The sequence below is a fragment of the Streptomyces sp. NPDC033178 genome (genome assembly GCF_055577685.1).
The window spans coordinates 238564-256522 of record NZ_JBVIPT010000008.1 but is presented as its reverse complement, the minus strand read 5'-3'; the positions used below and the strand labels follow the sequence as shown (position 1 = coordinate 256522).

Annotated in this window: 19 protein-coding genes, 1 tRNA gene and 1 pseudogene; 4 read left to right on the top strand and 17 right to left on the bottom strand. The window is 70.5% G+C overall.

Annotated elements, in window-relative coordinates; genetic code table 11:
- Positions 1-7 precede the first annotated feature (7 nt).
- Positions 8-382 (top strand): nuclear transport factor 2 family protein, encoded by a 375-nt coding sequence (locus tag ACZ5VQ_RS21805; RefSeq protein ID WP_469106333.1) that lies wholly within the window; start codon positions 8-10, stop codon positions 380-382.
- 126 nt (positions 383-508) lie between these two features.
- Here ACZ5VQ_RS21805 and ACZ5VQ_RS21800 read toward each other — a convergent pair whose 3' ends face one another.
- On the bottom strand, positions 509-721 hold the full coding sequence (locus ACZ5VQ_RS21800; RefSeq protein ID WP_055614634.1) for a hypothetical protein: 213 nt from the start codon (positions 719-721) through the stop codon (positions 509-511).
- 218 nt (positions 722-939) lie between these two features.
- Positions 940-1021: transfer RNA gene (locus ACZ5VQ_RS21795), tRNA-Tyr, on the bottom strand.
- A gap of 200 nt (positions 1022-1221) precedes the next feature.
- Between ACZ5VQ_RS21795 and ACZ5VQ_RS21790 the strand changes: the two genes are divergently transcribed.
- A complete protein-coding gene (locus ACZ5VQ_RS21790; protein WP_189844605.1) occupies positions 1222-1710 on the top strand; it encodes a YajQ family cyclic di-GMP-binding protein in 489 nt (162 codons plus the stop codon).
- A 100-nt stretch (positions 1711-1810) separates the two neighbouring features.
- Here ACZ5VQ_RS21790 and ACZ5VQ_RS21785 read toward each other — a convergent pair whose 3' ends face one another.
- On the bottom strand, positions 1811-2077 hold the full coding sequence (locus ACZ5VQ_RS21785) for a GlsB/YeaQ/YmgE family stress response membrane protein (protein WP_469106332.1): 267 nt from the start codon (positions 2075-2077) through the stop codon (positions 1811-1813).
- Positions 2078-2299: 222 nt separating this feature from the next.
- On the opposite strand from ACZ5VQ_RS21785, the pseudogene ACZ5VQ_RS21780 reads away from it, so the two are divergent.
- A pseudogene (locus ACZ5VQ_RS21780) lies at positions 2300-2491 on the top strand (amino acid permease); the annotation flags it as partial.
- A 31-nt stretch (positions 2492-2522) separates the two neighbouring features.
- Here the strand turns inward: ACZ5VQ_RS21780 and ACZ5VQ_RS21775 are convergent.
- From ACZ5VQ_RS21775 to ACZ5VQ_RS21710, 14 genes are all read right to left on the bottom strand, one after another.
- Positions 2523-3086 carry an SMI1/KNR4 family protein gene (locus ACZ5VQ_RS21775; protein WP_469106331.1) on the bottom strand — a complete coding sequence of 188 codons (564 nt, stop codon included), beginning with the start codon at positions 3084-3086 and terminating at the stop codon, positions 2523-2525.
- A gap of 51 nt (positions 3087-3137) precedes the next feature.
- The gene (locus ACZ5VQ_RS21770; protein WP_469106330.1) at positions 3138-4277 is read right to left on the bottom strand and encodes a barstar family protein; all 1140 of its coding nucleotides are present in this window, start codon (positions 4275-4277) and stop codon (positions 3138-3140) included.
- 13 nt (positions 4278-4290) lie between these two features.
- Complete coding sequence (locus ACZ5VQ_RS21765) at positions 4291-4689, bottom strand: YccF domain-containing protein (protein WP_362073596.1); 399 nt, start codon at positions 4687-4689, stop codon at positions 4291-4293.
- On the bottom strand, positions 4686-5549 hold the full coding sequence (gene htpX / locus ACZ5VQ_RS21760) for a zinc metalloprotease HtpX (protein ID WP_469106329.1): 864 nt from the start codon (positions 5547-5549) through the stop codon (positions 4686-4688). Before htpX ends, ACZ5VQ_RS21765 begins: the two co-directional genes overlap by 4 nt.
- A gap of 242 nt (positions 5550-5791) precedes the next feature.
- Positions 5792-7303 carry an NADH-quinone oxidoreductase subunit N gene (locus ACZ5VQ_RS21755; RefSeq protein ID WP_469106328.1) on the bottom strand — a complete coding sequence of 504 codons (1512 nt, stop codon included), beginning with the start codon at positions 7301-7303 and terminating at the stop codon, positions 5792-5794.
- Complete coding sequence (locus ACZ5VQ_RS21750; protein ID WP_469106327.1) at positions 7300-8883, bottom strand: complex I subunit 4 family protein; 1584 nt, start codon at positions 8881-8883, stop codon at positions 7300-7302. Before ACZ5VQ_RS21750 ends, ACZ5VQ_RS21755 begins: the two co-directional genes overlap by 4 nt.
- Before the next feature lie 6 nt (positions 8884-8889).
- Positions 8890-10884, bottom strand: a complete 1995-nt coding sequence (locus tag ACZ5VQ_RS21745) for an NADH-quinone oxidoreductase subunit 5 family protein (protein WP_469106326.1) — start codon at positions 10882-10884, stop codon at positions 8890-8892.
- The gene (gene nuoK / locus ACZ5VQ_RS21740; RefSeq protein ID WP_469106325.1) at positions 10881-11273 is read right to left on the bottom strand and encodes an NADH-quinone oxidoreductase subunit NuoK; all 393 of its coding nucleotides are present in this window, start codon (positions 11271-11273) and stop codon (positions 10881-10883) included. Before nuoK ends, ACZ5VQ_RS21745 begins: the two co-directional genes overlap by 4 nt.
- Entirely contained in the window at positions 11273-11989 is a 717-nt protein-coding gene (locus ACZ5VQ_RS21735) for an NADH-quinone oxidoreductase subunit J family protein (protein ID WP_469106324.1), read from the bottom strand. The genes nuoK and ACZ5VQ_RS21735 overlap by 1 nt, the downstream gene beginning before the upstream one ends.
- Entirely contained in the window at positions 11986-12681 is a 696-nt protein-coding gene (locus ACZ5VQ_RS21730; RefSeq protein WP_469106323.1) for a NuoI/complex I 23 kDa subunit family protein, read from the bottom strand. Before ACZ5VQ_RS21730 ends, ACZ5VQ_RS21735 begins: the two co-directional genes overlap by 4 nt.
- 2 nt (positions 12682-12683) lie before the next feature.
- Positions 12684-13652 carry a complex I subunit 1/NuoH family protein gene (locus ACZ5VQ_RS21725; protein WP_469106322.1) on the bottom strand — a complete coding sequence of 323 codons (969 nt, stop codon included), beginning with the start codon at positions 13650-13652 and terminating at the stop codon, positions 12684-12686.
- On the bottom strand, positions 13649-14953 hold the full coding sequence (locus ACZ5VQ_RS21720) for an NADH-quinone oxidoreductase subunit C (RefSeq protein WP_469106321.1): 1305 nt from the start codon (positions 14951-14953) through the stop codon (positions 13649-13651). Before ACZ5VQ_RS21720 ends, ACZ5VQ_RS21725 begins: the two co-directional genes overlap by 4 nt.
- On the bottom strand, positions 14950-15618 hold the full coding sequence (locus ACZ5VQ_RS21715; protein ID WP_469106320.1) for an NADH-quinone oxidoreductase subunit B: 669 nt from the start codon (positions 15616-15618) through the stop codon (positions 14950-14952). The genes ACZ5VQ_RS21720 and ACZ5VQ_RS21715 overlap by 4 nt, the downstream gene beginning before the upstream one ends.
- Positions 15609-16049: an NADH-quinone oxidoreductase subunit A gene (locus tag ACZ5VQ_RS21710; protein WP_469106319.1), complete on the bottom strand. Its 441-nt coding sequence runs from the start codon at positions 16047-16049 to the stop codon at positions 15609-15611. Before ACZ5VQ_RS21710 ends, ACZ5VQ_RS21715 begins: the two co-directional genes overlap by 10 nt.
- Positions 16050-16442: 393 nt before the next feature.
- On the opposite strand from ACZ5VQ_RS21710, the gene ACZ5VQ_RS21705 reads away from it, so the two are divergent.
- Positions 16443-17639 carry a sensor histidine kinase gene (locus tag ACZ5VQ_RS21705; protein WP_469106318.1) on the top strand — a complete coding sequence of 399 codons (1197 nt, stop codon included), beginning with the start codon at positions 16443-16445 and terminating at the stop codon, positions 17637-17639.
- Positions 17640-17959: the final 320 nt, after the last annotated feature.

Below are 17959 nucleotides of genomic sequence, written 5' to 3'. Positions count from 1 at the left end.
GGATTCCGTGCCTGTTGAGGTACCCGCAGCTCAGGAAGCCCTGCTGCGGAAGATGTACGACGTCTTCAGCACCTCCGAACGCGAGGCGTTCATCCCCCACTGCCTGGCGCCCGACGTGAACTGGCCGAACGTCGCCGACGGGGTCCGCCTGCACGGCCACGAGGCGGTACGCGCCTACTGGGCAGCGCAGTTCGCAGCCGCACACCCTCTCGTACGACTGGAGGGGCTGCACCTCGACGAGGACGGGCGGCGCGTGGTCGCCCTGGTGCGGCCCGGGCTGCGGGACGTCACGGGCGAACACTGGGCGGAGGAGCCCGTCGAGCACGTGTACGTCTTCGGAGCGGACGGACTGGTGAGCCGGATGGACGTACGCCGGCCCTGAACCGCCGGGGCGGGACGCTGCACGGGAATCAGCGGTACAGCGCCGGGCTATGGGGTCAGCCAGGGGGCTGCAGGGCCAGCCGGGGTTGCGGGGTCGGCGGGCGGGGTCAGCGAGCGCGTAGCGGGGTCAGAAGAGCGGCAGCTGGCCGGGGAACTCCGCGACGACATACCCGTCCAGCGCCGGCTGCGCAGCGCCCAGCTCCGCCTGCCTGCGCGACCCGGGACAGGACACGAGCTCCCCACTCCCCCGCGCCCCCGGCGGGTCGTGCCGGGCGAACCGCCCCGCGACAACGGCAATCTCGCGACGGCACTCGGGGCAGTTCCTGCGACGTGAGGACATGAACTCAGGGTACGAAGGAAGCGGTGGTAGGCCGGGGAGGCCCCGGCCCCGGGAATCGGTCGCCACGCTGCTTGCGACAAGAGGACGGCGACAGGGGGCGCCACAGAGGACGGCAACAGCGGCCAAGGCCGCGTTCGCCCCTGAGAACACCCCGCCCAGAGACGCAGAAACCCCCTCCGAACTGCGAGAACGCAGTCCTGAGGGGGTTTCTCTCAGCGTGGCGGCGCCAGGATTCGAACCTGGGAAGGCTGAGCCGGCAGATTTACAGTCTGCTCCCTTTGGCCGCTCGGGCACACCGCCGGGGTCGCTGCCGTTCGAACCGCTATTCGGCGGCGCTCCGTGGCAACGACGTAAACGATACCCGATGCTCGGGGGTGCTTCGCCACCCGATTGATCGGCGCTCGGAGGGGAGCGGGTGGCTAGGCTTATGCGGATGCGGCCCGGGCGACGCGGTGCTCGACGGCCGCCACTACGTACCCCGATACAAGGAGCCACAGGACATGGCCGACTCCAGTTTCGACATCGTCTCGAAGGTCGAGCGGCAGGAGGTCGACAACGCCCTCAACCAGGCCGGCAAGGAGATCTCGCAGCGCTACGACTTCAAGAACGTCGGCGCCTCCATCTCCTGGTCCGGCGAGAAGATCCTTATGGAGGCGAACTCGGAGGAGCGGGTCAAGGCCATCCTCGACGTCTTCCAGTCCAAGCTGGTCAAGCGGGGCATCTCGCTCAAGGCGCTGGACGCCGGTGAGCCCCAGCTCTCCGGCAAGGAGTACAAGATCTTCGCCTCGATCGAGGAAGGCATCTCCCAGGAGAACGCGAAGAAGGTGGCGAAGATCATTCGTGACGAGGGCCCGAAGGGCGTGAAGGCGCAGGTGCAGGGCGACGAGCTGCGGGTCAGCTCGAAGAGCCGTGACGACCTGCAGGCCGTGCAGGCGCTGCTGAAGGGCCAGGACTTCGACTTCGCGTTGCAGTTCGTCAACTACCGGTGACCGCGTGCTCGTTGCGCGTGGGTAAGGCAGCACGAGGAAGGGTGGGCACCGGCGGTGCCCACCCTTCTCGCCTGCTGGCCGCGGTCTCAGGCGTGCGCACTCAGTTGCGCGAGTTGCCGAACAGGAGGCGGTAGACGATCAGCAGGACGAGCGAGCCGCCGATCGCGGCGGCCCAGGTGGCGCCGTCGTAGAAGTCCTTGGCGAACGGGTGGTCCAGCCAACGGGCCGATATCCAGCCACCGATGAACGCGCCCGCGACGCCTATCAGCGTCGTGCCGATGAAGCCACCGGGATCACGGCCCGGCAGCAGGAATTTGGCGATGGCGCCGGCCAACAGCCCCAGGATGATCCAGCTGATGATGCCCATGCCGTGAACCTGCCTCTCCGCGCTGTGCCTGTGCTGTGATCTTGCTCCGGCCAGGCTGTGTTCATGCCGCTCTCGTGCTGCTGATCGCGCGCTTGTTTGCTCGCTTGTTCGTTTGCTGTTGCCGGGGAGGACGTCGGCGCGGCGGTGACCGGTTGCACTGATCAGTAGGGTGCGACGCATGGCACAGTCCGATTCCGACCGGACAGGTTCGGCCCGGCCCGGAGCGCCGCAGCGCACGGCTCCCTTCTCGCGCTGATTCTGGGGGTGTCACGGACGACGCTGGTGACGGCCCGAGACCGGCATCTCCCGGGCGCGCCGACCGCCTTGCATCCCCGCTTCCGGGTGCCTCATCGGGCGGAGTTGACCGTCGCCGGAGCGGTGGTCGTCGCGTTGGCCGCGACGGTGGATGTGCGGGTTCCCCGCCCCCTGAACGGGCGGCCCTCTGCTAAGCCCGCGCCGCCCCCGTGCGTATGCGGAAGTCTCCCCACGGCTCCAGATCCGCGCCGTCGTGGGACTCGTCGTACCAGCCCGTGCCGTCGAGCCAGGTGTGGAGCCAGACCGTGAGGGTGGGGGCGTCCACGTACCAGGCGTGGTCGGCCTCGTCCGCGTTGGGCTCGAAGAGGAGGACGGTGGCGTCGGGGCTGCGGCAGTCCACGCAGGCGTACATGCCGCAGCCCCAGTGGGATATCGGCAGGATGCCCTCGGGCCAGGGCCATTCGGGATCCTTGCGGCCGCTCTCGCGATGGGCGAGGTACTGCGCGACGACGGCGGGCTCGCCGGACGGCGGGCTGTCGAGCAGGGGAAGCAGACCGTACTCCGGGCCGAATCCTCCGTCACCTATCCGCAGATAGAGGGCGGCGAGCAGCGGCGGGACGGCGAAGCCCAGGGTGGACTCCGCGCGGGCCAGCGTGGCCGCGTCCACGGGCTCGGGGAGCGAAGGCCAGCCCCACGGCCGGGAGTTGCGCGCCTCGGCGGAGACACGTGCCAGCAGCTGCTCGATCTCGGTCATGCGTTCATGATGCAGGTCGCCACTGACATTCGGGCAGCCTGTGGATAACCCTCATTCGAGGCGGACGGCGATGCCCTTTTCCCCGAAGAATTCAAGGAGTTCCTCGAACGTCCAGGGTCGCAGACGCGTGCGCGGGACGAGGCCGAGGCAGGTACGGGCGACCTCCGCGTCGTGCCAGACGAGGGTGAAGGGCCACTGGGCTCCCCAGCGGCCGCAGAGGCAGTCCGCGAGCGCGTCCAGCCCCCAACCGAAATAGCCTCCGGGCCCGTTCACCGCCTCGCCGAGCGCGCAGAAGAAGCCCGGCAGGTCGATGACGCTGCGGCCGTCGAGGTGGAACGTGCCGCCGGCTTCCGCGTCGGGCCTGTCCGGCTCGTGATGGTCCAGCGCCATGCTGAGCCAGTGGCGGCGGCCCCCCACACCGCACCGGGCCCAGAGGCCGGGCTCGGTGGGGCGGCCGCCGTCCCACAGCTCCCAGACCTCCTCGGCCGCTGTCGGGGGCCGTTCCGACCAGGGTTCGAGCGTGAGGTCCACCAGGCCGCGGCCGCGCGCGGACGGGATCCATGCGACGAGTTCGCCCTCGACGGCGGACTGGACGGTGCGGCCGGACTCGTCGAGGCGTATCAGCCTGGCGTGTCCGAGGTCCTCCTCCCCCGCGTCCAGGGCCTCCTGGAGGGCTCCGCGCGGGGCGCAACCGAGCACTCGCACGGACGGCTCGGCGAGATCCGGCTGCCCGTCCAGGACATGCGCCAAGTCCCGGCAGTCACCCCATGGTTCGCTCTGGGCGCCGTGCAGTCGGTAACCCGGGGAGAGCGGCGGGCCCTGTGGATAGTCGTACGGGTTGTCCGGGGACTCGCTCGCCTCGACCGTGATGTCGCGCAGCGACAGGTCACGCGCGCACGGACGGTCGCCGAGGACGCGTACGTCCTCCAGGGACCACTCCTCGACCTGTGCGCCCTCCTTGTCGAGGATCTCCAGGGTGAGGGTGCCCAGGGGCGCCGAGCCATCGGCACGCGCGCGCGTGAGGGCCTTGCTCAGCTCCCCCTCGGGGGCGCAGCCGAGCAGTTCGTACGTCCCGCGCGCGGGAGGCGGTGGATCGCCGAAGAGGTTCTCGGCGTCCGCGCACAGGGCCCAGATCTCGTCGACCTCGTCCTCGGCGCCGTACGCCGCAAGGGCGTACTTCGGCGGCTCCACCTCCGGAGCCGCCCTACCAGCGCGTCGACGCGAACGGCTGGTCCGTACGTACGATCTCGCGCCCCAGGGGGAGCAGGGAGACCGGGATCAGCTTGAAGTTGGCGAGCCCCAGTGGGATGCCGATGATCGTGATGCACTGGAGGAAGCCCGTCACGATGTGGGCGAGGGCGAGCCACCAGCCGGCGAGGATCACCCACAGGATGTTGCCGATGAAGGACGGCGCGCCCGCGTCACGGCGCTCGACCGTCGTCCGGCCGAACGGCCACAGCGCGTAGACGGCGATACGGAAGGCCGCGATGCCGAACGGAATGCCGATGATGGTGATGCACAGCAGCACGCCCGCGAACATGTAGCCGAGGAACAGCCAGAAGCCGCTCAGGACGAGCCAAATGATGTTCAGGATTGTCTTCACTGGTTACGACCTGCCATCTGCTCGAGCCGGGCGATGCGCTCCGCCATCGGCGGATGCGTAGAGAACATCTTGGAGAGTCCCTGGCCCGGACGGAAGGGGTTGGCGATCATCATGTGGCTTGCGGTCTCGATGCGCGGCTCCGGAGGCAGTGGAAGCTGTTTCGTGCCTGCCTCCAGCTTGCTCAGGGCGCTCGCGAGGGCCAGCGGGTCGCCGGTGAGCTGGGCGCCCGACGCGTCCGCCTCGTACTCCCTGGAGCGGCTGATGGCGAGCTGGATGAGGGAGGCGGCGAGCGGGCCCAGGATCATGATCAACAGCATGCCGAGGATGCCGGGGCCGTCATCGTCGTTGGACCGTCCGACCGGGATCAGCCAGGCGAAGTTGACCAGGAACATGATGACGGAGGCCAGTGCGCCCGCGACGGACGAGATCAGGATGTCGCGGTTGTAGACGTGGCTCAGTTCGTGGCCGATGACGCCGCGCAGCTCCCGCTCGTTCAGGATGCGCAGGATGCCCTCGGTGCAGCACACTGCGGCGTTGCGCGGATTGCGGCCCGTCGCGAACGCGTTCGGCGCCTCCGTCGGGGAGATGTACAGCCGGGGCATGGGCTGGCGGGCCTGTGTGGAGAGCTCGCGGACCATCTTGTACAGAGCCGGGGCCTCGAACTCGCTCACCGGGCGCGCGCGCATCGCGCGTAGAGCCATTTTGTCGCTGTTCCAGTACGCGTACGCGTTCGTGCCGATCGCGATGACCAGTGCGACGACGAGGCCCGTACGCCCGAAGAAACTGCCGATGCCGATGATGAGTGCGGACAGTCCCCCGAGGAGTACGGCGGTCCTGAGCCCGTTGTGCCGGCGGTGCACGGTACGCCCTCCAAGTCGTGCGGCAGGGGAACCCTTTGCTTGTCGATCTCTGACGTCACTGGTCCGTGGCTCCACGGTCCAGTGGACCCTCCCGTACTGGTCAACGCCAGGCGGGAAGCACTAGTTCCCTTGTGCGCGCGGCGACGCCCGTGGGCCGTCCGGGTGACGAAGGGGGACATCGCACGCGCGCGTGGGGCTCGGATGCTTCACGCGCGCGTGCGCGTGCTTTGGGGCGGCGGCGGTCAGAAGAGGCCGGTGTCGGAGAAGCGCAGGACCAGTTGGGGTGCTCCGGAGAGGGCGATCCCGAGGACGGCGGTCAGGGCGATCGCTGCCGTGAGGGGGGCGGGGACGCGGTGAGTCTCGGGCTCGCCCTCCGGGGCGCGGAACAGGAGGGTCGTCCACTGGAGGTAGTAGAAGAGCGCGATCACGACGTTGACTGCCATGACGACGGCGAGCCAGCCGAGGCCCGCGTCGACGGCGGCCGAGAAGACGGTGACCTTCGCGAAGAGGCCGATGACGCCCGGCGGCAGGCCCGCGAGACAGAGCAGGAAGAAGCCGAGGACGAGCGCTGCGAGGGGCCGTGAGGCGTACAGGCCCCGGTAGTCGCTGACGCGGTTCAGCGGCTTCGTACGGGCCACCAGGGCGGCCACCGCGAAGGCGCCGAGGTTCACCGCGGCGTACATCAGGGCGTACGCGACGGTGGAGCCGATGGCCTTCTCGGCGTCCTCGGAGTACGCGGCGGCGGCGATCGGCACCAGGAGGTAGCCGGCCTGGCCGACGGAGGACCAGGCGAGCAGGCGGACCGCGCTGTACGCGCGCGTGGACTGCTGTCTGAGGGCGCCGACGTTGCCGACGGTCATGGTGAGCGCGGCCAGGGCGGCGAGCGCCGGACCCCAGACGTCCGCGTACGACGGGAGGGCGATCACGGTGACGAGGATCAGTCCGGAGAAGCCGACCGCCTTGCCGACGACCGACAGGTAGGCAGCGACCGGGAGAGGCGCTCCCACGTAGGTGTCGGGTACCCAGAAATGGAAGGGGACGGCCGCGGTCTTGAAGGCGAAGCCGACCAGGGTGAGGACGACGCCCGCCTGTGCGAGCGTCTGCAACTGGTCGTCGACGTTCTCGATCCTGGTGGCGATCTCGGTGAGGTACAGGGTGCCCGTCGACGCGTAGACGAAGCTGATGCCCATGAGGCTCACGGCGGTCGCGGTGACCGAGGACAGGAAGAACTTCAGGGCCGCTTCGGAGGACTTCCTGTCGCCGTGCTTGATGCCTACGAGGGCGAAGGCGGGCAGGGAGGCGACCTCCAGGGCGACGATCAGGGTCGCGAGGTCGCGGGAGGCGGGCAGCAGGGCGGCGCCCGCGGCGGAGGAGAGCAGCAGGAACCAGAACTCCCCTTCGGGGAGTTCCTTGTCGGCGTCCTTGAGGGCGGTCATCGACAGGAGGGCCGCGAGGAGTGCGCCGCCGAGGACGAGGAACTGGATGACCAGCGTGAACCGGTCCGCGGTGTAGCTGCAGACGGCGGCGTCGCCCGTCAGACAGAAGGTGGAGCGGTCGCCGTCCAGGAGGGGCAGCAGCATGAGCGCGGAGGCGGCGAGTCCGGCGACGGAGACCCAGCCGAGCAGGGCCTTCCTGTTGTCTCCCACGAACAGGTCGGCGACGAGCACCACGAGTCCGACGACCGCCGCGATGGTGGGCGGCGCGATCGCGAGCCAGTCGACGGACTGGACCAGGGACTGGGCCTGGGAGCTCATCGGGTGCCTCCTGCGAAGAGCTGCTGCACGGCCGGGTCGGTCAGGCCGAGGAGTGCCTTGGGCCAGAGCCCGGCGATGACGGTCAGGACGACGAGCGGGGTCCAGGCGGCGAACTCGTACGACCGGACGTCGGCGAGCTTCGGACCCTCCTGCGGGACCGCGCCCATGCAGACGCGGCGGACCACGACGAGCATGTACGCGGCGGTGAGCAGGGTGCCGAACGCGGCGATCGTCATGAAGGTCAGGAACGCGGGGCGGCTGAGGCCGTCGGCGGGGTCGAACGCACCGAACAGGGCCAGCATCTCGCCCCAGAACCCGGCCAGACCCGGCAGACCGAGCGAGGCGACGGCGGCGAAGGCGAGCAGGCCGCCGAGCCGGGGTGCCTTGCCGTACAGCGCGGCGCCGGTCTGCTGGGCGAGGGTGTCGAGGTCGGTCGTGCCCGTGCGGTCCTTGAGCGCGCCGACCAGGAAGAAGAGCAGGCCGGTGATGAGGCCGTGGGCGATGTTGGCGAACAGCGCGCCGTTCACGCCGGTCGGCGTCATCGACGCGATGCCGAGGAGCACGAAGCCCATGTGGCCGACGGAGGAGTACGCGATGAGGCGCTTGAGGTCGCCCTTCGCGCCCTGCTTGGCGAGGGCGAGGCAGGCGAGGGATCCGTAGATGATGCCGACGACCGCGAAGGCGGCGAGGTAGGGCGCGAACGTGCTCATGCCGTCCGGTGTGATGGGCAGGAGGATCCGGACGAATCCGTACGTACCCATCTTCAGCAGGACGCCGGCCAGCAGGACCGAGCCGACGGTCGGGGCGGCGGTGTGCGCGTCCGGCAGCCAGCTGTGGAGCGGCCACATCGGCGTCTTGACCGCGAGCCCGATCCCGATCGCCAGAACGGCGATGACCTGCACCGATGTGGTCAGCGCCGGGTGATTGTCAGTGGCGAGTGCCACCATGTCGAATGTGCCCGCCTTGATTCCGATCAGGAGCAGGCCCAACAGCATGACGACGGAACCGAGCAGTGTGTAGAGGATGAACTTCCAGGCGGCGGCCTGCCGTTGTTCACCGCCCCAGCGGGCGATGAGGAAGTACATCGGGATGAGCACCATCTCGAAGGCCAGGAAGAACAGCAGCAGGTCGAGGACGGCGAAGGTCGCGAGGGTGCCGGACTCGAGGACGAGGACGAGCGCCACGAATGCCTTCGGGGACGGGCCCGCCGGCATTTTGAAGTAGGAGTACAGCGCGCAGAGGAAGGTCAGCAGCGCGGTCAGCACGAGGAGGGGGAGCGAGATGCCGTCGATGCCGAGGTGGATCCGCACGTCGAGTGCGGGGATCCAGCTGATGTCCGTCGTTGCCTGCATCTGCTGTGCCTTGGCCGGGGTGTCGTGGTCGAAGCCGAGCGTGAGGACGATCGCGGCGATGAGCACGGCGCCGGTGACGGTCACGCCGTGTCGCAGCACGGCCTGTTCGGGCGACTTCCCCTTCAGTCCGGGCGGAGCCGGCAGGAGAGCCGCGGCGGCGCCGATGAGCGGGCCGACGACGATGAATGCCAGAAGGACCTGCATCACGGATTCACTGATATCGATCACGCCTGCTCACGCTCCCGCGGTGGCGACGAGGAGGGCGGCGACCACCAGGACGACGGTGCCGGCGAGCAGCGCGCTCACGTAGGTCTGCAGATTGCCGGTCTGGGCACGCCGGACGGCCGTGCCGAGCCAGCGGGGCAGGGCGCCCGCGCCGCGTACGTAGGTGTCGACGACCTCGCGGTCGAGGAACCGTACGAGCGTGGCGGCGGCCTGGACCGGGCGGACGAACAGGGCCGCGTACACGGCGTCGAGGTGGAAACCGACCGCCGCGTGGCGGTGCAGCGGGCCGAGCAGTAGGCGGCCCGGATCCGCCGGGTCGGGCGCGGAAGCCACGTCCCCGTAGGCAGGCGCGTGGCTGGCGATGGCCTCGGCCTCGACGAGTCCGGCGTCCCCCTCGGGGTGGGCCGCGACCGCACCGATCGGTACGCGGGCAGCCATGGCCATGGTGTGCCGCCAGGCGCCGTACGTGATGATGCCGCCGACCAGAGCCACACCCGTGCCCAGCACGGAGGTGGTGAGGGTCGGGGTCAGGTCGCGTCCGTCGAACCAGTCGGGCAGTGGGCCGGTGGCGAGTCCGAAGGCGAGCGACGGGACGGCGAGCACCCAGAGGACGGCGTTCATGGCGAAGGGCTGCCTGCCGTGGTCGGGGGCCTCCGGTCCATGGCCGCGGAAGACGAGGAGCCACAGGCGCATCGCGTACGCGGCGGTGAGCAGGGCCGTGACCAGGCCCGCGACGAGGACGATCCAGCCGACGGCGCCGGGGATGCCCTCGGCGTGGCCGGTGGCCACGTGCTCGGCGGCGCCGAGGACGGCCTCCTTGGTGAAGAAGCCGCTGAAGGGAGGGATCGCGGCGAGGGCGAGGAGCGCCACGGTCATCGTCCAGTAGGCGTCGGGGACGCGGGCGCGCAGGTCCTTCATTCGGGACATGGCGGCAAGCGAGTTGGTGCCGGCGGCGTGGATGATCACGCCTGCTCCGAGGAACAGCAGCGCCTTGAAAGCGCCGTGCGAGAGGAGGTGGAAGACGGCGGCACCGCGGTCGCCGACGGCGAGCGCGCCGGTCATATAGCCGAGCTGGCCGATCGTCGAGTACGCGAGGACGCGCTTGATGTCGTCCTGCGCGAGCGCGGCGAGGGCCGAGCCGGCCATCGTGACGGCGGCCATGACGGCGAGGACGACCAGGGCTGCCGAGGAGGCGGCGAAGACCGGGAGGAGCCGGGCGATGAAGTAGACACCGGCGGCGACCATCGTCGCGGCGTGGATCAGCGCGGAGACGGGGGTGGGGCCCGCCATCGCGTCGGGGAGCCAGGTGTGCAGCGGGAACTGCGCCGACTTGCCCGCCACGCCGGCCAGGAGCAGCAGGGCGATCAGGGTCGGGTGGTCGAGTCCGCCGCTGGCGACGTTGCCGAGGATCTTCGTGATGCGGAAGGACCCGGTGTCGGCGGCGAGCGCGAACAGTCCGATCAGGAAGGGGACGTCGCCGAGCTTGGTGACCAGGAAGGCCTTGATGGAGGCGGCGCGGGCTTCCGGGGTCTCCCAGTAGTGGCCGACGAGGAAGTACGAGCAGATGCCCATGATCTCCCAGCCGACCAGCAGCACCATCAGGTCGCCGGAGTAGACGACGAGCAGCATCGCGGAGGTGAAGAGGGAGACGAGAGCGGCGTACGAGGGGTAGCGCGGGTCGTCGCGCAGGTAGCCCGTCGAGTAGATCTGCACGCAGGTGGCGACCAGGCCGACCAGCACGGCGACGAGGGCTGCGAAGCCGTCGATGTGCAGGGCGAGTTCGATGGGGACCGAGCCGGTGGGGGTGAGCTCGGTGGCGGCGTTCACCGCCTGGTCGCCGCCCTGTCGTACGGCGACGACGACGGCGAGTCCGAGGGCCGCGAGCGGGGGCAGGACGGCGAGGGGGCGTACGAAACCGGGTGCCGTGCGGCCCAGCAGCAGGCCGGCCACGGCGCCCAGGAACGGGAGGAGGGGGACGAGGACGGCGAGGGTGGTCGTGGTCACGCGGTGGCCTCAGCCTTCTCGGCCGGTTCGGGACGGGCTGCGCCGGAGTCGTCGGTCTCGGAGTCGTCGTCGGTCTCGGCGGTGTCGCGGAGCTTGTCGATGTCCGCGGTGCCCCGGTTGCGGTGGACGGCGAGGACGATCGCCAGGCCGATGCCGATCTCGGCGGCGGCGATGGCGATGGTGAACAGGGTCAGGGCCTGGCCGGAGTGGAGGGTGTCCTGGGCGGTCTTGCTGAGCCAGACGTCGAAGGCCACGAGGTTGAGGTTGACGGCGTTGAGCATCAGCTCGACGGACATCAGGACCAGGATCGCGTTGCGGCGCGCGAGGACTCCGTACAGGCCCGTGGAGAAGAGGAGGGCGGAGAGCACGGCGGGATAGGCGAGGTGCATCAGCGGGCGCCTTCCTTGTCGCTCCGGGGGGTGTCGTTTCCGGGGCCGTCGGTCCGGGTGGCGTCGTTTCGGGTGCCGTTTTTTCGGGTGCCGTCGGTTCGGGTGCTCGGGATAGTCGTGGTGGTTGCCGCGTTCGCCTTCGTCTTGCGGGACAGGACGATCGCGCCGACCAGAGCGGCGAGCAGCAGGACCGAGAGGGCCTCGAAGGGGAGCACCCAGCTCTGGAAGAGGCTCGCGCCGGTGACTTCGGTGGAGCCGGCGGCGGCACCGTCCAGGTCGATCCAGGTCGTCCGGAAGGCGTCGACGACGACCCAGACGAGGGCGGCTGCCGCGGCGATCGCCACGGTCAGGGCGGCCCAGCGGTTGCCGGAGTCGGCGTCCGGGGAGCGGCCGATGGGAGCCCTGGTGAGCATCAGACCGAAGAGGAGGAGTACGACGACGGAACCGACGTAGATGAGGACCTGTACCCAGGCGATGAACTCGGCCGTGAGGAGGAGGTATTCGACGGCGAGACCGCCGAGGGCCACCACCAGCCACAGGGCTGCGTGCACCAGCTGTTTCGTGGTGACTGTGACGACCGCGGCGCCGAAGGTGACCAGGCCGACGAGGAGGAAGGCGATCTCGACGCCGGTCGGGGAGAGGAAGCCGTGGGATTCGGAGGCGGCGGAGGTGGTCGCGGCGTGGGCTGCCGTGACGGTGGCTGCGGCGAGGGTCACGATTCACCGCCCTGCGGATCGGTGGGCTTGGCCTGCGGGGCGGGACCGGGCTGAGGGCCGGCGTCGGTGCCGAGCTGGGGACCCGCTTCGGTGCCGGGCGTGGCCGCGGCCTGCGTGCCGGGTGTGGCTCCCGCCCGGGTGCCCGGTTCCGGTGTGGGCTCGGGCTGGGCTGCGGCGGCGAGCTTTCCCGCGGTTTTGCGGGCGGCGGCGATCTCCTTGGGCTCCTCGGCGCCGGGGTCGAGGGCCGGCGGGGCCGGGACGGTCCACATCCAGTCGCGGAGTTTGTCGCGCTCGTGGGTGAGTTCGTGGATGTCGGTCTCGGCGTACTCGAACTCGGGGGACCAGAACAGGGCGTCGAAGGGGCAGACCTCGATGCAGATACCGCAGTACATGCAGAGGGCGAAGTCGATGGCGAAGCGGTCGAGGACGTTGCGGCTGCGCTCGCGGCCCCCCGGGGCGGCGGGCGGGACCGTCTCCTTGTGGGAGTCGATGTAGATGCACCAGTCCGGGCACTCACGGGCGCACAGCATGCAGACCGTGCAGTTCTCCTCGAAGAGGCCGATGACGCCGCGGGTGCGGGGCGGGAGTTCGGGCTGGGCGTCCGGGTACTGCGCGGTGACGGTCTTCTTCGTCATCGTGCGGAGGGTGACGGCCAGGCCCTTGGCGAGGCCGGAGCCGGGAATGGGGGCCATGATTACGAGATCACCACCTTCACGACGCCGGTCAGGGCGATCTGGGCGAGGGAGAGGGGGACGAGGAGGGTCCAGGAGAGCTTCTGGAGCTGGTCCTCGCGCAGGCGGGGGTAGGTGACGCGCAGCCAGATGACGACGAAGGCGAGGAGGGCCGTCTTCAGGAGGGTCCAGACCCAGCCGAGGCCGTCGGCGTCCCACGGGCCGTGCCAGCCGCCCAGGAAGAGCACGGTGGTCAGGCCGCACAGGACGACGATTCCGGCGTACTCGGCGAGGAGGAACAGCGCGAAGCGGAGGCCCGTGTACTCGGTGTACGCGCCGAAGATGATCTCCGAGTCGGCCACCGGCATGTCGAAGGGCGGGCGCTGGAGTTCGGCGAGGCCCGCCACGAAGAAGACGATGGCGCCGACGATCTGCCAGGGCAGCCACCACCACTCGAAGGCGTCGACGATGCCGGGGAGGGAGACCGTGCCCGCCGCCATCGCGACCGAGGCGGCGGTCAGCAGCATCGGGAGTTCGTACGCGAGGAGTTGGGCGGCGGTGCGGAGGCCGCCGAGGAGGGAGAACTTGTTGGCCGAGGCCCAGCCCGCCATGAGCGAGCCGAGGACGCCCACGCCCATCACGGCGAGTACGAAGAAGATGCCCGCGTCGATGACCTCGCCGACCGCGCCCTCGCCCGGGCCGATCGGGATGGCGAGGAGGACGAGGAGGTACGGGAGGAGGGCGACGGCGGGGGCGAGCTGAAAGATACGGCGGTCCGCGCCCGCGGGGACGATGTCTTCCTTCTGCGCGAACTTCACGCCGTCCGCGACGAGTTGTGCCCAGCCGTGGAAACCGCCCGCGTACATGGGGCCGAGGCGGCCCTGCATGTGGGCCATCACCTTGTGTTCCGTCTGACCGACGATCAGCGGGAAGGTGAGGAACACGACGAAGACGATCAGGAGTCGCAGGGCGACGTCGAGCGCGTCGTTCACTGCCGGCCTCCTGGGGGGTTTTCGTCGTCGGTGGGGGTCGGGCCGGGTGCGGGGGTGGGGTCGGCTTCAGGAGTTTCGGAGGGCTCGGTGACCTCGGGTTCCGGATGGCTCTCGGGTTCCGAAGTGCTCTCGGGCTCCGGAGCGGACTCGGGTTCCGGTGCCGGCTGCTCGGTCGGTCGTGGCTGCTCGGTCGGTGGCGGCTTCTCCGGGGCGGGGTCCTGGTCGGCCTCGTCGAAGGCGGGGCGTGCGTGGTGCCAGGGGGCGTCCGAGCTGCGGGGGCGCGCCGGGCCGGTCGACCGGTCGTCACCGGATTGGTCGGCGGGTGTGGCAGGGGCCGGAGCCTGGGCGGCCTCCGAGGCCGAGGCCGACGCCGCCTCCGTGGTCGGGGCTGGGCGGCGCTGGGTCGCCGAGCCCTCACTCGCGCTGCGAGCCCGACGGGCCGTGGGGCGAGCCTCCGCTGCCGCGCCGCCGCCCTCCGTGGCCGCGGCACCACCGGCCCGCACCCCACCGGACGCGGCACCACGAGCCTGCGCACTCGCGGACGCGGCACCACCGGCCCGCACCCCGCCGGACGCGGCACGCCCAGCCTGCGCATCTGCGGGGACCTCGCCCCCCGCGGCTGTGCCCGGTGCCGTCGCCTGGCTTGCTGAGCCCTCCCCCGTCGTGCGGGCACGCCGTACCGGGCGGTCGCCGGTCGCGCGGGCCGCGCCTCGGGCCGGGCGGGCCGGGGCCGGCGGGAGTTGGCCCTTGAGGGGGCCCCACTCGTTGGGGTCGGGAACGCCCGGCGGGAGCATCTGGCGGCGCTTGGGGCCGCCGTGTTCCGACTCCCCCGGTTCCTTCGCGCCCGGCCAGGCCTTGGCCACGCGAGCGGCCAGGACGAAGTCCTTGCGGAGGGGGTGGCCCTCGAAACCCTCGGGGAGCAGGAGCGGATCCAGGCCCGGGTGACCCTCGAAGGTGACGCCGAACATCTCGTGGGTCTCGCGTTCGTGCCAGGCGGCGCCCGCGTAGACCTCGACGGCGGAGGGGAGTACGGGGGCGTCGTGCGGGACGGTCGTCCGTACGAGGAGGCGGCGGACCGGGGCGAGGGCGACGACGTGGGCCGAGACGCGGAAACCGGTGCCGGGTTCGTCGACGGCACTCAGCCAGTCGAAGTACGTACAGCCGAGCACGTCGCGGGCGGCCTCCAGGGAGGCGAGCCAGGACGTCGGCGGTACGTCGACCGTCAGGACCTCGTACGACTCCTCGGCCGTGGCGTCCGGGCCGAAGAGTTCCTCGACGGGGGCGGGGAGCCAACCGGTCATCGGGCGTCCCCCGTGGCCGACGGTCGGGTGGACGGCGTGTGCGTCGACGGCTGCCCGGACGGCGGCTGTACGAGGCCGCTCTGAAGGGCGGCCGTGGAGGAGCGGGAGGTTCCGTAGCGCTCGCTCAGCGACTCCCGGGCGATCTTCTCCTGGAGCTTGAGGATGCCCTGGAGGAGGGCCTCGGGCCGGGGCGGGCAGCCGGGGACGTACACGTCGACGGGGATGATCTGGTCGACGCCCTTCGTCACGGAGTACGAGTCCCAGTACGGGCCGCCACAGTTCGAGCAGGCGCCGAAGGAGATGACGTACTTCGGCTCGGGCATCTGCTCGTACAGGCGCTTCACGGCCGGGGCCATCTTGTCGGTGACCGTGCCGGACACGACCATCAGGTCGGCCTGGCGGGGGCCCGGCGCGAACGGGATGACACCGAGGCGGATGAAGTCGTGGCGGGCCATCGACGCCGCGATGAACTCGATCGCGCAGCAGGCGAGGCCGAAGTTGAAGACCCAGAGCGAGTAGCGGCGGCCCCAGTTCAGGACCACCTTCATCGGCTCGGGGGCCAGGCGGGCGAGCGCGCCCAGACGCTTCGGTTCCGGCAGAAGCACCGGCTCGGGAGCCGAAGCGGCCGAAGAGGTCGCGTCCGGGTGCGGACGGGTCACGTCCATGTGAGGACGCCCTTCTTGTATGCGTACAGCAGGCCCACGGCCAGGAAGCCGAGGAAGATGAACATCTCCACGAGCGTCGCCGCGCCGTAGCCGGGCGCGGCGAAGACCGTCGCCCAGGGGAAGAGGAAGATCGAGTCGACGGCGAAGATCACGTAGAGGAAGGCGTAGACGTAGTAGCGGACCTGGGTGTGGGCCCAGCCCTCGCCGACGGGGTCGACGCCGCATTCGTACGTCATGAGCTTCTCGGGCGTCGGCACGACGGGCCGCAGCAGACGGCCCGCTCCGAAGGCGACGGCGACGAACAGCACGCCGACCACGGCGAGCAGTCCGACGACCGAATAGGACTCGAAATAGTCCGCCGCGACGACGGTCCCGGCTGTCTCGGCGGCCCCAGCGGTCCCGGTCGCCACGACCATGGTCGGTTCCGGCACGTCCGCCCCTCGCTCCCTGACCTCGTATGACCCCGTACTGACTACGCGCCGACTACGCGTGCGCCGTGCGATGCGCCGCGTTCGACGATCTGTACGCACCGGAGTCTAGGGCCTGATAAAGAGACGGTAAGCAGCCCGTCACGGGTAGGCATGATGCGACGGCTTTCCCGGGCCGCGCTCCGGCCGCCTTCCAACCGCCTTCCAACCGCCTTCCGGCCGCCTTCCAACCGCCTTCCGGCCGTCTTCCGACCGTCTTCCGGTCGGCTTCCGGTGGTCTTCCGGCCGACTTCGGGCCGTCTTCCGGTCGTCCTACGGCATGGTGGGGTTTTCCCCAGGGGATCCGGGCGGTCCGCCTCATGGCGCAGCGGCCCGCAGCCCGGCAGGGTGGCGCTTATGACCGAACGCATCCTCGCCGCCGACACTCCGGACGGCGGCACCGACCGGCCGCCACCCGCACGCTTCGCGTACGACCGGCACACCTGGAAGGAGATCGCGCATCTCCTGGCCAACCTGCCGGTGTCGCTCGTCGGGTTCACGTACGTGGTGACCGTGCTGTTCACGGGTGCCTTCCTGACCCTGACGGTGATCGGGTTTCCGCTGCTCGCGGCCGGGCTGATGGGCGCCCGCCAGCTGGGCAAGCTGGAGCGGGGCCGGGCCAGGGGGCTGCTCGGGGTGCGGGTGGACGAGCCGAGCCCGCTGCCGTTGCGCGGGCGGGGCGGGTTCTTCGCACAGCTGTGGATGTCGCTGAAGGATCCGGTCGGCTGGCGCACGGTGCTGTACGAGTTCATGCGGCTGCCGTGGGGCGTGGTCACCTTCACCGTCACCCTGGTCTCGTTGTTCGTGCTGTGGCCGGTGCTTCCGTACATCGCACGAGGACTGGCCAACGCGGACCGCGCGATGGTGCGCGGACTGCTCTCGCCCTCGGACGAGCTGGAGCGGCGGATCGCCGAGCTGGAGTCCGACCGGGGAGTGGTCGTCGACACCGCCGCGGCCGATCTGCGGCGCATCGAGCGCGATCTGCACGACGGGGCGCAGGCCCGGCTGGTGAACCTCGCGATGGGCCTCGGCCTGGCGAAGGAGAAGCTGCTGGAGGGCCATGCTGACGAGACCGTCGCCGCCATGGTCGACGAGGCGCACGGCGAGGTGAAACTGGCGTTGCAGGAGTTGCGGGATCTGGCCCGCGGAATCCATCCCGCGGTCCTCACCGACCGCGGTCTGGACGCCGCGCTGTCCTCGGTCGCCTCGCGCTGCACGGTGCCGGTGAAGGTGACCGCCGATCTGCCGATGCGGCCGGCCGCGGCCATCGAGGGCATCGCGTACTTCACCGTCTCCGAACTCCTTCAGAACGTCAGCAAGCACAGCGGGGCGCGGTCCGCGTCCGTCGACGTCTGGCGCTCCGACAACCGCCTCCTCATACAGGTCTGGGACGACGGCCGCGGCGGGGCCGCCCTCGACGGCGGCACGGGAATGGCGGGACTCGCGGACCGGCTCGGCGCGGTGGACGGCTTGTTCGTCATCGACTCACCGGTGGGGGGACCGACGACGATCACGGCGGAACTGCCGTGGCGGGACCGGGAACTGACCGAGTAGGCGGAACCGGTGGAGTGGGGCGGAGCGGGTGGAGTGGGCTGAGCACGTCGAGTGGGCCGAGCAGGCGGGACAGGCGCGGATGCGGACCTCGCGTCCTCCGGGCCCGGCCCGCGCGCACCTGCCTGCACACACGTGCCCGGCCCACGCACACCTGCCTGCACACACGTGCCCGGCCTGCACACGCCCGCCCGCCCGCACGTGCCCGCCTGTATTCATGCCTGCCACCGTCGTGGACCCGACGCGCTGCCCAGCCGTACCCCCGGCCCCAGCCCGAACCCCAACCCCGGACCGGCACCGACACCGGCACCAACTCCGACCCC

Excerpts from the sequence above, each read along its gene's own strand:
- ACZ5VQ_RS21800 (WP_055614634.1), bottom strand. The coding sequence starts at position 721 with ATGTCCTCACGTCGCAGGAACTGCCCCGAGTGCCGTCGCGAGATTGCC.
- ACZ5VQ_RS21790 (WP_189844605.1), top strand. The coding sequence starts at position 1,222 with ATGGCCGACTCCAGTTTCGACATCGTCTCGAAGGTCGAGCGGCAGGAG.
- ACZ5VQ_RS21785 (WP_469106332.1), bottom strand. The coding sequence starts at position 2,077 with ATGGGCATCATCAGCTGGATCATCCTGGGGCTGTTGGCCGGCGCCATC.
- ACZ5VQ_RS21775 (WP_469106331.1), bottom strand. The coding sequence starts at position 3,086 with ATGACCGAGATCGAGCAGCTGCTGGCACGTGTCTCCGCCGAGGCGCGC.
- ACZ5VQ_RS21755 (WP_469106328.1), bottom strand. The coding sequence starts at position 7,303 with ATGAGCTCCCAGGCCCAGTCCCTGGTCCAGTCCGTCGACTGGCTCGCG.
- nuoK (WP_469106325.1), bottom strand. The coding sequence starts at position 11,273 with ATGCACCTCGCCTATCCCGCCGTGCTCTCCGCCCTCCTCTTCTCCACG.
- ACZ5VQ_RS21730 (WP_469106323.1), bottom strand. The coding sequence starts at position 12,681 with ATGGCCCCCATTCCCGGCTCCGGCCTCGCCAAGGGCCTGGCCGTCACC.
- ACZ5VQ_RS21720 (WP_469106321.1), bottom strand. The coding sequence starts at position 14,953 with ATGACCGGTTGGCTCCCCGCCCCCGTCGAGGAACTCTTCGGCCCGGAC.
- ACZ5VQ_RS21715 (WP_469106320.1), bottom strand. The coding sequence starts at position 15,618 with ATGGACGTGACCCGTCCGCACCCGGACGCGACCTCTTCGGCCGCTTCG.
- ACZ5VQ_RS21705 (WP_469106318.1), top strand. The coding sequence starts at position 16,443 with ATGACCGAACGCATCCTCGCCGCCGACACTCCGGACGGCGGCACCGAC.